At 60.4% G+C, this 11,945-nt stretch carries 10 protein-coding genes; 2 read left to right on the forward strand and 8 right to left on the reverse strand.

Annotated features, from left to right (window positions below; genetic code table 11):
* Positions 1-2 precede the first annotated feature (2 nt).
* The 4 genes from PR017_RS09510 to PR017_RS09525 all read right to left on the reverse strand — a co-directional run bounded on the left by PR017_RS09510 (position 3) and on the right by PR017_RS09525 (position 4,298).
* Positions 3-1,067: a Gfo/Idh/MocA family protein gene (locus tag PR017_RS09510; RefSeq protein WP_111222799.1), complete on the reverse strand. Its 1,065-nt coding sequence runs from the start codon at positions 1,065-1,067 to the stop codon at positions 3-5.
* On the reverse strand, positions 1,064-1,903 hold the full coding sequence (locus tag PR017_RS09515; RefSeq protein WP_111222798.1) for a carbohydrate ABC transporter permease: 840 nt from the start codon (positions 1,901-1,903) through the stop codon (positions 1,064-1,066). Before PR017_RS09515 ends, PR017_RS09510 begins: the two co-directional genes overlap by 4 nt.
* Before the next feature lie 10 nt (positions 1,904-1,913).
* Positions 1,914-2,867 (reverse strand): carbohydrate ABC transporter permease, encoded by a 954-nt coding sequence (locus PR017_RS09520; RefSeq protein WP_111222797.1) that lies wholly within the window; start codon positions 2,865-2,867, stop codon positions 1,914-1,916.
* 171 nt (positions 2,868-3,038) lie between these two features.
* Positions 3,039-4,298, reverse strand: coding sequence for an ABC transporter substrate-binding protein (locus tag PR017_RS09525; RefSeq protein ID WP_111222796.1), 1,260 nt, complete (start codon positions 4,296-4,298; stop codon positions 3,039-3,041).
* A 469-nt stretch (positions 4,299-4,767) separates the two neighbouring features.
* Here PR017_RS09525 and PR017_RS09530 point away from each other — a divergent pair, with 469 nt between their 5' ends.
* Both PR017_RS09530 and PR017_RS09535 read left to right on the forward strand, forming a co-directional pair.
* Positions 4,768-5,652 carry a glucosamine kinase nucleotide-binding domain-containing protein gene (locus PR017_RS09530; protein ID WP_111222795.1) on the forward strand — a complete coding sequence of 295 codons (885 nt, stop codon included), beginning with the start codon at positions 4,768-4,770 and terminating at the stop codon, positions 5,650-5,652.
* The gene (locus PR017_RS09535; protein ID WP_111222794.1) at positions 5,649-6,413 is read left to right on the forward strand and encodes a GntR family transcriptional regulator; all 765 of its coding nucleotides are present in this window, start codon (positions 5,649-5,651) and stop codon (positions 6,411-6,413) included. The genes PR017_RS09530 and PR017_RS09535 overlap by 4 nt, the downstream gene beginning before the upstream one ends.
* Here the strand turns inward: PR017_RS09535 and PR017_RS09540 are convergent.
* The 4 genes from PR017_RS09540 to PR017_RS09555 all read right to left on the reverse strand — a co-directional run bounded on the left by PR017_RS09540 (position 6,374) and on the right by PR017_RS09555 (position 11,776).
* Positions 6,374-6,817 (reverse strand): type II toxin-antitoxin system VapC family toxin, encoded by a 444-nt coding sequence (locus PR017_RS09540; protein ID WP_111222793.1) that lies wholly within the window; start codon positions 6,815-6,817, stop codon positions 6,374-6,376. The genes PR017_RS09535 and PR017_RS09540 overlap by 40 nt on opposite strands.
* Positions 6,814-7,047 carry a type II toxin-antitoxin system Phd/YefM family antitoxin gene (locus PR017_RS09545; RefSeq protein ID WP_111222792.1) on the reverse strand — a complete coding sequence of 78 codons (234 nt, stop codon included), beginning with the start codon at positions 7,045-7,047 and terminating at the stop codon, positions 6,814-6,816. The genes PR017_RS09540 and PR017_RS09545 overlap by 4 nt, the downstream gene beginning before the upstream one ends.
* A 188-nt stretch (positions 7,048-7,235) precedes the next feature.
* Positions 7,236-11,012, reverse strand: coding sequence for a methionine synthase (gene metH, locus PR017_RS09550; protein ID WP_111223014.1), 3,777 nt, complete (start codon positions 11,010-11,012; stop codon positions 7,236-7,238).
* Between the two features lie 155 nt (positions 11,013-11,167).
* Positions 11,168-11,776 (reverse strand): TetR/AcrR family transcriptional regulator, encoded by a 609-nt coding sequence (locus tag PR017_RS09555; RefSeq protein ID WP_111222791.1) that lies wholly within the window; start codon positions 11,774-11,776, stop codon positions 11,168-11,170.
* Positions 11,777-11,945 lie beyond the last annotated feature (169 nt).

An 11,945-nucleotide genomic window follows, 5' to 3' on the forward strand; every position in this document is an offset into this window, starting at 1 on the left:
CCTTACAAAGTGACGGTCTTGCCAGTCCGGACGCTTTCGTCCGCGGCAAGGCAGATGCGCAGCGACTGCACGGCGTCGTGCATATGCCGCGTCAGGTCGATATCCTCGATGATGGCTTTCAGCACATAGGCCTGCTCGAAATTGCAGAGCTCCTGATGCCCGGGCTCGCCATCCATATGCAGGTCGCGATCCGGGCGGATGAACCTGCCATCCGGGCCGGTTTCGGCATTGTGCAGCCGGATGACGGATGTCTTGGTGTGCGTGTCGATGTCGTCGGACTTGGCGTTCGGGTCCATGACGATGGATACGGCGCCGTTCGGCGACATCACATCCTTCACGAAGAACGCCGTCTCCGAGATCATCGGCCCCCAGCCCGCTTCGTACCAGCCGACGGAGCCGTCCTCGAACTTCACCTGCAGATGGCCGTAATTATACATGTCGGGCGCGATCTCGTTGGACAGGCGCAGGCCCATGCCACGCACCTCGACCGCCCTGGCATCGGTAATCTGGCACATGACGTCGACATAATGCACGCCGCAGTCAACTATCGGTGAGGTCGTCTGCATCAGCGCCTTGTGCGTCTCCCAGGTCGGGCCGCTCGATTGCTGGTTGAGGTTCATGCGAAAGACATAGGGACCCCCAAGGTTGCGGGCCTCGGCAATCAGCCGCATCCACGACGGATGATGGCGGAGGATATAGCCGATGACCAGCTTCTTGCCCGCCGACTTTGCGGCTGCAACGACGCGCTCCGCATCGGCTACGGTCGTTGCCAGCGGCTTTTCGATGAAGACGTCGCAGCCGGCCTCGAACGCCATGACCGCATAGTCGGCATGGCTGTCGGAGTAGGTACAGATCGAGCAGAGGTCGGGCTTCAGTTCCGCGAGTGCGGTCTCGAAGTCGGGGTGGATCGTATAGCCGTGCAACGCTTCGTCCAGCACTGGCTTGGAGCGATTGACGAGGCCGACGATCTCGAAGCCTGCGTTATTGTGATAGGCGAGCGCGTGGCTGCGGCCCATGTTGCCAAGCCCGGCCACGAGCACGCGGATGGGCTGTGTGACTGCACTCATTTGACCGCTCCCGCAGTGATGCCGCGGATCAGCTGCCGCGAGAAGATGACGTAGAGGACCAGGATCGGAAGAATGGCCAGCGATAGCGCCGCCAGAACGGCATTCCAGTTGGTGACGAACTGGCCAATGAAGATCTGGCTGCCGAGCGTGACAGTCTTGGTCGCTTCACTCGGCGCAAGGATCAGCGGGAACCACAGGTCGTTCCAGATCGGGATCATTGTGAACACGGCGACGGTCGCCATGGCCGGACGGATCAGCGGCAATACCAGCCGGATGAAAATCGCATACTCGTTCAGACCATCGATGCGGCCGGCGTTCTTCAGGTCATCGGAGACTGTTCGCATGAACTCGGACAGGATAAAGATCGCCAGCGGCAGACCTTGGGCCGTATAGACGAGGATCAGTGCCGTCAGCGTGTTGACCAGACCCGCGGCGACCATGCCCTGCAGGATGGCGACGGTACCGAGCCGGATGGGGATCATGATGCCGATCGCCATGTAGAGCCCGACGACCATGTTGCCGCGAAAGCGATATTCGGACAGCGCAAACGCCGCCATCGCACCGAACAGCAGCACAAGCACGATAGAGACGATGGTGACGACGAAGCTATTCTGGAAATACATGGCGAAATTGCCCTGCCCCAGAACCGTCTGGTAGCCGATCAGGCTAAAGGTGGTCGGCGTCGGCACCAGCATCGGTGCGCGAAAGATCGCGCCGCGATCCTTGAACGAATTGATGACGGTCAGGAAGACCGGAAACAAGGCGATCAGCGTGTAGCTGATCAGGGCCAGATGGACGAGACCGGTGCGGATGGTGGATGAGCGTGCCTTGGACATCAGTGCCGCCTCAGAACTGGTAGCGGCGGATGCGCCGCTGAACGATGAAAAGGTAGAACGAGACGCCGGCAAGGATGATCAGGAACATAACGGTTGCGATCGTTGCGCCCATGGAGCGGTCGCCAAGCTGCAGCTGGAAGCCGAAGAAGGTGCGATAAAGAAGCGTGCCCAGAATATCGGTCGAGCCATCGGGCCCGGCGAGCGCACCCTGTACGGTATAAACCAGGTCGAAGGCGTTGAAATTGCCAACGAAAGTAAGAATCGAGATGATCCCGATCGCCGGCAGCACCAGCGGCAGCTTGATCTTCCAGAACTGGCTCCAGCCGGTGATGCCGTCGCATTCCGCAGCTTCGATCACTTCTTCTGGGATGTTGAGCAGGGCTGCGTAGATCAGCATCATAGGAATGCCGACATATTGCCAGACGGAGATCAGGGCGACCGCGATCAGCGCCGACCCCGGTTTGCCGAGCCACGGGCTGAACAATGCCTTGAGGCCAACGAGGTCCATCATCCACGGCGTGACGCCCCAGAGCGGCGACAGGATCAACTTCCAGATGAAGCCGACAATGACGAAGGACAGCAGCGTCGGCAGGAAGATTGCCGTGCGATAGAAGGTGACGAAGCGCAGCTTCGGCAACGACAGCATGGCGGCCAGCGCCACGCCGATCGGGTTCTGCACGCACATGTGGATTACGAAGAAGATGAAATTGTTGCGCAGCGCATTCCAGAAGTCATGCGCCCACCTGATATCGCCGAACAGCACCTTGAAGTTGGCAAGGCCGACGAAGGTCAGTTGCCCGTCGACCAGATTGTAAAAGGACTGCCGCAATGTCTCGATCAACGGCAGGATCATCACCACCGTGTAGACCAGGAACGCCGGAAACAGGAAAACGAGAATATGCCAGCGCCGCTGGCGCTTGATCGAAACCGGCTGCAAGGCCGCTGAAGTGGTGATGTCGCTCATGGCTTTGCCTGTTTTCTTGGGGCTTGCGCGGGCACAGCATGATCACGGCACCTCCCCCTTGAGGGGGGAGGTCGCAGCGAAGCTGCGGGTGGGGGTGACGCCACACGCGCAAGGATCACCCCACCCCGGCCCGTCGGGCCGACCCTCCCCCTCAAGGGGAGGGTAAACTTCTTACTTGGCAGGCTTGAACCAGCTGTCGAGACCGGTCTGGAGCTTCTTGGCAGCAACTTCCGGCGTATCCGTGCCGTTGATGACGTTGGCCGATTCCACCCAGGTTTCGTTCTCGAGGTTAGGCGTGCCACGCGACAGGATCTGGTAGGTCGAGCGAACCGTCGACTTGTACGGGCCGCGCCAGGAGACGAATTCCTGCGCCAGCGGATCGCTCATCTTCACCGGTGTCGAGTTCAGGCTGAAGAAGCCCGGCAGCGAGTTGGCGTAGATGTCTGCGAATTCCGACGAGGCAACCCAGGACAGGAACTTCTTGGCTTCTTCCGGATGCGCCGACTTGGCATTCAGGCCAACGCCGATATCCGGATGATCCGAGATGTAGCCCGTGTCGCCGGCCTTTGGCACCGGTGGCGGGAATGCGCCCATCTTGAACTGGGCTTGGGCTGTGAACAGCGCGATTTCCCAGGAGCCGGCTGGATAGATGGCGGCGCGGCCGAGAGTGAAGAGGTTCTGGCTGTCGGCATAGGTCTGCGCTTCGAAACCGTCGCCGAGGTATGGCTTCCACTTGGCCAGCTGCTTGAAAGGCTCGACCCAGTCGGCGTCGGTCAGCTTCTGCTTGCCTTCCATCAGCGCAACGCGGCCTTCTTCGCCCTTCCAGTAGTTGGGACCGATATTCTGGTAGCCCATGGTAGCTGCTTCCCAGAGATCCTTCGTGCCCATGGCCATCGGGATATAGGTGCCGTCAGCCTTGATCTTGTCGAGCGCGGCATAGAACTCGTCGGTGGTCTTCGGAACGGAGATGCCGAGCTTCGCGAAGGCATCCTTGTTGTAGATGAAGCCGTGGATGACCGAAGCCATCGGTACGCAGAAAGTCGACTTGCCGTCATCCGTCGACCAGGCAGCCTTGGCGACCGGCGAGAAATTGCTCATGCCCGGCAGCGTCGTCAGGTCGGCAAGGTGCTTCTTGTTGAACAGGTCCAGAGAAGCGTCGAACGGGCGGCAGGTGATGATATCGCCCGCAGAACCGGCATCAAGCTTGGCGTTCAGCGACGCGTTGTACTCGGTCGGGGCTGTCGGCGAGAAGGTGATCTTGATGCCCGGGTTTTTGGCTTCGAAAGCCGGGATGATCTTCGTCTGCCAGATCGACAGGTCGTCGTTGCGCCAGCTCTCGACGTTCAAAGTGACGTCGGCCGCATGAACGAACCCGGCTGAGCTCAAAAGGCTGGATGCGAGCAACAAGCCCTTCAGAATTTTCTGTGTCATTTTTTCCCTCTCCTGTTCCTGGCGTCTCAAGACGCCGTTTTCGATCTGAAACGAGCACCGGCCGGCGTAGGCCAGCGGCCACCCACATCCCCGCATGAAAACGCAGCAGGAATACATATCAATCAGGAAAACGCTGCAACGTCACGCCGCACGGATCGACATCGATCCGCCCTTTGCCGTGACATCTGCTGACGAATGTTGTCGTCCGCCTGGCGCTCCGGCTATTTTTGTTTGCCGCTTCCGCCGATGTCCGTCGATGCTGTTCCCTTGGCCGGAATTAAGTCCAAAAAAATACCAATTGTCCAGTCGAATTTAACCTTTTCGTCGCAAAAAATCCCATAAACGAAAATTTACCAACAAAAACAATCGAATAAAAACAAAGAACGCAGATCATCTTCGCACTTGGTAAATGGTATTTTTTTGGTATGGTAGCGAAAAACGCGGGAACAGACGGCATCCGGGGGCTCACATGACGAAGTATGCAATCGGCATAGATGGCGGCGGAACGAGTTGCCGTGCCGCCGTAGCAGATGCGACCGGCAGGATACTCGGGCGCGGCAAGGCTGGCCCTGCCAACATCATGTCGGACCGCACGATGGCACTTGAGAACATCGTTGCTTCCAGCCGCAGCGCCCTGGAGAATGCCGGGATTGATCCATCCTGCCTCGCAAGCAGCAGCGCCGTGCTTGGCGTTGCCGGTGCCAATGTCGGCCCTCACGGCAGCCTCATCCGCGAAGCGCTGCCATTTGCAAAAGCCGAGGTCGTCACTGACCAGCTGATCGCCCTGCAGGGAGCACTTGGCCCCTCGGACGGCGTCGTGGCTTCCTTCGGCACCGGTTCCGTCTATGGCGCAAGGCGTCACGGCAAGGTGACGGAAATTGGCGGTTGGGGGTTCGTCGTCGGCGATCAGGCCAGCGGCGCAAGGCTCGGCCGCGACCTCCTCGAGCTTGCGCTACTTTCCCATGACGGTGTCTGCGCGCCGACGCCGCTGACGCGCAACGTCATGGCGGCATTCAGCGACAATCCGCAAAACGTTGTAGAATTCGCGCACAGTGCCACGCCGGGGAATTTTGCCCGGTATGCGCCTCAGGTTTTCGAGCACGCCGCTGCTGGCGACGCCATCGCCACCCGGATCGTCCGCAAGGCGGCGTCTGACATCGACAACAGCCTAGACGCCCTGCTCTGGCCAGATTGCACCACCGTCTGCCTGCTCGGTGGTCTTGCTCTCGCCTATCGCACGTGGCTGAGCACCGCGCACCAGGCGCTGCTTGTCGACCCCCTCGGCGACGCGCTGCAGGGAGCCGTGTCGTTTGCGGTCGCCCTTGCCTGGAAAGACGAAAGGCGCAGCGCATGACCGGCGACCTGAACCTGATCTTTTCTCCCGCCCGCATGCAGGAAGCAGGCACTGGCCCGCTCTACGTCAAGCTGCGCAGAACGCTGGAAGAAGCCGTCAAGGCCGGTACGCTGAAGCAGGGCGACGCACTGCCACCGGAGCGCGACATTGCCGAATATGCCGCCGTCAGTCGGGTCACCGTCCGCAAGGCCATCGACAATCTGGTAACCGACGGCCTTCTGGTCCGCCGCCACGGTTCCGGCACCTTCGTCAGCAAGCCGGTCTCCAAGGTCGAGCAGAAGCTGTCGCAGCTGACCTCGTTCACCGAAGATATGGCCCGGCGCGGCATGACGGCGCGATCGCAATGGCTGCACAAGGGCATCCACACGCCCTCGCCCGACGAGATGATGATCCTCGGCCTTGCCGCCGACACCAAGGTTTCCCGCCTGAGCCGCCTGCGCATAGCCGACGACCAGCCGCTAGCGATCGAGCACGCCAGCGTCTCCGGCGAATTCCTGCCCGACCCGTCGACCGTTACCGCCTCGCTTTACGCCGAGCTTGAGAAGCGCCAGGTGCGGCCGGTGCGCGCCGTGCAGCGAATCTCTGCCACCAACATGAAGGAGACGGATGCGGAGTTGCTCGGAGTGTCGGCGGGAGCAGCGGGCCTGTCGATCGAGCGCATCTCCTACCTCGCCTCCGGCCGCGCAGTCGAATTTACCCGCTCGCTCTATCGCGGCGACGCCTACGATTTCGTCGCGGAACTGACGATCGGGCCGGTTTGACGTTTACAGATGCGAGCGATCCAGTCTCCGAGATCGTCGAGAGCATCGAACACCACGTCCGCCGAGATAATCGCGATGCGACTGTCCATGGCCGTTGCTGCAAGCAACCGGTCGAAGGGATCGCGGTGGCCCCATTTCATCATCGAAGCATTGACGCATATCGCAGGAGTAAGATCAGCGATTTCACCGCCCTGCTGCTGGAGAAGCGCCGGAAGTTCCTCGACAAACGGCTCCATCTCCGGCCATTTGCCGATGCGGACCTTCTGGCCGATTTCAAACAGGCTGATCGGGCTGACGAAAATATGCTCCGTCTGCTCTATCACTGCGACCGCTCGCGGTGAGAGCCGCTTGTCGCCCGTCAGCGACCATGCCCAAACATGGGTGTCGAGCAGGAATGAACTCACTGCGCGCCTTCCCAGAGCGCCAGTTCTTCCTCATCCATGTCGGTGAGAAAATCTGAAGCATCGCCTGTCAACTTGCCTTTGAGAATACCAATCTTGAACGACCGCTGCTCGATGGGCACAAGCTTCACGACCGGCTTGCTACCCTTGGCGATGATAACCTCTTCGCCGGAAAGCGCAGCATCGATGAGCTTGGACAGATCGGTCTTTGCGGCGTGGACAGTGAATTGCATCTTCTGGCCCTTAGCTAAGTTTCGCCACTATACCACTGGAGGCGCACGGGTTGCCATCGATTTTCCAGACGATCGCTTTGTGCTGCCGGATCAAACACTTAAGGCCGAAAGGTGAATCACCTTCCGGCCGCATCAACATGAATCAAATCGCCAGCTTCAAGCCATAACCACTTGGAAAGACAAACCGATCAAGCAGCCGCGTCGATCTTTTCCTCGCGCTTGTTCGGTACGTAGTTGAGCACCGGGCCGAGCCAGCGCTCGACGTCCTCGACCGGCATTCCCTTGCGGGCGGCGTAGTCCTGGACCTGATCCCGTTCGACCTTGGCCACACCGAAATAGTAGGAGCCGGGGTGGCCGATGTAGACGCCGGACACGGAGGAGCCCGGCCACATGGCATAGCTCTCGGTTAGCTTGACGCCGGTCGCCGCCTCGGCATCGAGCAGCCGGAACAGCGTCTCCTTTTCGGTATGGTCGGGCTGCGCGGGATAGCCAGGCGCCGGTCGGATACCGGCATAGGTCTCGCTGATCATCTCTTCGGGCAACAGCGCCTCTTCGGTCGCATAGCCCCAGAATTCGCGGCGCACCCGTTCATGCATGCGCTCGGCAAAAGCTTCCGCAAACCGGTCGGCCAGCGCCTTGACGAGGATCGACGAGTAATCGTCGTTGGCGCCGGCGAAACGTTCCGAAATCGCCACTTCCTCGACACCCGCCGTGACCACGAAGCCGCCGATATAATCCTTGGCGCCGCTGTCGACCGGGGCCACGAAATCCGACAGCGCCACATTCGGCCGGCCATCGCGCTTCGAGAGCTGCTGGCGAAGTGTGTAGAAAGTCTCAAGCTCCGCAGTGCGCGTCTCGTCGGTAAACAGCTTGATGTCGTCGCCGACGGCACCCGCTGGCCAGAAGCCGATGACGGCGCGCGGACGAAACCACTTTTCGTCGATGATCTTCTTCAGCATCGCCTGGGCATCGGCAAACAGTGCGCGTGCCGCCTCGCCCTGCTTTTCGTCCTCAAGGATGGCCGGATACCGGCCCTTAAGTTCCCAGGTCTGGAAGAACGGTGTCCAGTCGATGTATTTCGCCAGTTCGGCAAGATCGTAGTCCTCGAAGATCTTCGTGCCATAGAAAGACGGCTTCGTCGGCGTATAGTTCGACCAGTCGAGCTTCTCCGGATTTTCACGCGCACGCGACAGCGGCAGGCGCACCTTTTCCAGTTCGTTGCGTGCGTGGGCTGCAGCGACCTTGGCATACTCCTCGCGGATCGTATTCAGGTACCCCTGCTTGCCCTCCGGCGAAAGCAGCGCCGAGACGACGCCGACGGCGCGTGATGCATCCGTGACATAGACGGCCTGGCCGGCCGAATACCCGGGATGGATCTTCACGGCAGTGTGAACGCGGCTCGTGGTGGCGCCCCCGATAAGCAACGGAATATTGAACCCCTGGCGTTCCATTTCGGCCGCGACATGCACCATCTCGTCGAGCGACGGGGTGATGAGGCCGGACAGGCCGATAATGTCGACCTTCTCGCGGATCGCCGTCTCCAGGATCTTCGCCGCCGGAACCATGACGCCAAGATCGATGATGTCGTAGTTGTTGCAGGCGAGTACGACGCCGACGATGTTCTTGCCGATATCGTGCACGTCGCCCTTGACCGTCGCCATCAGCACCTTGCCGGCCGCCTCGCGTTCGCCGCTGCCGCCATTGGCGAGCTTTTCGGCTTCCATGTAGGGCAGCAGAACAGCCACGGCCTGCTTCATGACGCGAGCAGACTTCACCACCTGCGGCAGGAACATCTTGCCAGAGCCGAAGAGGTCGCCGACAACGTTCATGCCTGACATCAGCGGTCCTTCGATGACGTGCAGCGGCCGGGCAACGCCCTGGCGCGCCTCTTCCGTATCGGCCTCGATGAATTCCGTGACGCCGTTGACCAGCGCATGCTCGATGCGCTTTTCGACCGGCAGCTGCCGCCAGGACATATCCTGCACGCGGGCCTCGCGCACGCCGGTGCCGCGATAGCGCTCGGCGACGTCAAGCAGCCGCTCGGTGCCGTCAGGCCGGCGGTTGAGCACGACGTCCTCGCAGGCCTCGCGCAGAACAGGATCGATGGTGTCGTAGACGACCAGCTGGCCGGCATTGACGATACCCATGTCCATGCCCGCCTGGATGGCGTGGTACAGGAACACCGAATGCATGGCCTCGCGCACCGTCTCGTTGCCGCGGAACGAAAAGGACAGGTTCGACACGCCGCCGGAGATATGCACCAGCGGCATCGTCTGCCGGATGGTCCGTGTCGCCTCGATAAAGTCGACGCCGTAATTGTTGTGTTCCTCGATGCCCGTAGCCACCGCAAAGACGTTCGGATCGAAGATGATATCTTCCGGCAGGATGCCCGCCTGTTCCGTCAGGATCTTGTAGGCCCGGGTGCAGATGTCGACCTTGCGCTGGTAGGTGTCTGCCTGGCCTGTTTCGTCGAAGGCCATGACGACGACTGCCGCACCGTAGGCATGCACCAGCCGCGCCTGCTCCAGGAACTTCTCCTCGCCTTCCTTCAGCGAGATCGAGTTGACGATCGACTTGCCCTGGACGCATTTGAGGCCTGCCTCGATAATCGACCATTTGGAGCTGTCGATCATGACTGGCACGCGGGCGATATCCGGCTCGGCGGCGATCAGGTTCAAAAACTCGACCATCGCCTTTTCGGAATCGATCAGGCCTTCGTCCATGTTGATGTCGATGATCTGAGCGCCGGCCTCGACCTGGTCGCGAGCGACAACCAGTGCCGCATTGTAGTCGGCATTGGTGATCAGCTTGCGGAATTTCGCCGACCCGGTGACATTCGTGCGCTCGCCGACATTGACGAATGGGATGTCCTTGGTGAGCACGAACGGCTCAAGGCCCGACAGCGACATGAAGGGACGGTGCGCGGGAATGGCGCGCGGCTTGTATTTCGACACGGCTTCGGCGATGGCGCGGATGTGGTCTGGCGTCGAGCCGCAGCAGCCGCCGACGATGTTGACCAGACCCTCGGCGGCAAAGCCCTCGATCTGCGCCGCCATCATCTCGGGCGTCTCGTCGTACTGGCCGAATTCGTTCGGCAGGCCCGCATTCGGATAGGCGCAGACGAGCGTGTCGGCAGCGCCCGAGAGTTCCTGCAGGTGGGGCCGCATGGCATTTGCACCGAGCGCGCAATTGAGGCCGATGGTGAACGGATTGGAGTGACGAACCGCATTCCAGAAGGCCGACGGCGTCTGGCCGGACAGCGTGCGGCCGGACAGGTCGGTGATGGTGCCGGAGATCATCACAGGCAGGCGAACGCCCTTGGCGATGAAACGCTCCTCGCAGGCGAAAATTGCCGCCTTGGCATTCAGCGTGTCGAAAATCGTTTCGATGAGGATGATGTCTGCGCCGCCGTCGATCAGCCCATCGATCTGCTCGCCGTAGGCTATGCGCAACTCGTCGAAGGAGACAGCACGGAAACCGGGGTTGTTGACGTCGGGCGATATCGACGCCGTACGGTTTGTCGGGCCAATGGCGCCAGCGACAAAGCGACGACGGCCGTCTTCCCGCTCGGCACGGATGGCAGCCCTGCGCACGACGCGCGCGCCTTCCCTGTTGAGATCGTAGACAGCGCCTTCCATCTCGTAATCTGCCTGAGCGATGCGCGTCGAGGAAAACGTATTGGTCTCCATGATATCGGCACCGGCCATGGCGTAGCGATAGTGGATTTCCTCGATAGCGTCGGGCTGGCTCAAGATCAGAAGGTCGTTGTTGCCCTGCTGGTGACAGGCGCAGCCGATGAAGCGATCGCCACGGAACTGCTCCTCGTCGAAGCCAAGCCCCTGGATCTGCGTGCCCATGGCGCCATCGAGCACTAGAATGCGCTCGCTGGCTGCCTGCTTCAGCGCCGCGAACACATCGCTGCCGTCCCGTTTTGCCGCTTCCGGACCAAAAAGATCGTCAAACACCAGCATACTCCCTCGACCCTGCGACTTTCAACTCAATCACATAAAGATATCTTTATGTCAATATATGCGGTCGACTATAGTGATTTGCAATATAGCCGCTCTTTTTGCCAAACGGCAAAAAAGATCATGGCTTGACCAGTTCACAGGCCAAAGCATCAGCGCGATCGCCAGCCAAGCAGGGCCTGCTCGACCAGCGCGTCGCCATAGACTTCGGTCAACGGTTGCTGGCGCATCAGCAGTCGGAAATAGATAGGGCCAAAGATGGCATCGATCACCAGATCCGTATTCGTCTCCGGGAGAAACTCGCCTGTCGCCTTGGCGCGCTCGATATCGGCGGCAGTCGCCACGCGCCTCGGCCTCATATGCTCCTCGTAGAGATCGCGCAACACATCCGGCTCGCTTTGACCCTCGGCGATGAGATCGGCCATGACCTTGCCGAACAGGCCGTTGAACTCGCCAATCAAGCCGCGGGTCTTCAAACGGATACTCTCCTCGACGGTTGGCGTATCAGGTACAGAGGACTGACCGGCGATACGTTCATGAAACATCGCGAGTATCAGCGCCGCCTTGGTCGGCCACCACTTGTATAGGGTCGGCTTACCGACCCTGGCGCGGCGGGCCACCTCCTCCATGGTCAGCTCGCGCGCCGACTTTTCCTTCAGTAGCTCGTAGACCGCGTCGAGAATGGCCGCATGCGCCTGCGCCGACTCACGCGGCGGACGTCCGCGGCGGGTGTGGTTAGGGATCGGCTCTTCATTGTTCATTCGCGCAGAATAGCAAAACGCCGCGTAAAGACAATTGACAAACCCAACACAAGTCCAGATAACAAATATACGAAACGTTACGTAAAGTTATATACCTCTTCACTACGTCGATAAACGCCCCGCCAGATCATGCGGGAGCAATTTTCGGCGCCCGAAATCGAAAGTCGTG

Source organism: Rhizobium tumorigenes (genome assembly GCF_003240565.2).
GTDB lineage: Bacteria > Pseudomonadota > Alphaproteobacteria > Rhizobiales > Rhizobiaceae > Rhizobium > Rhizobium tumorigenes.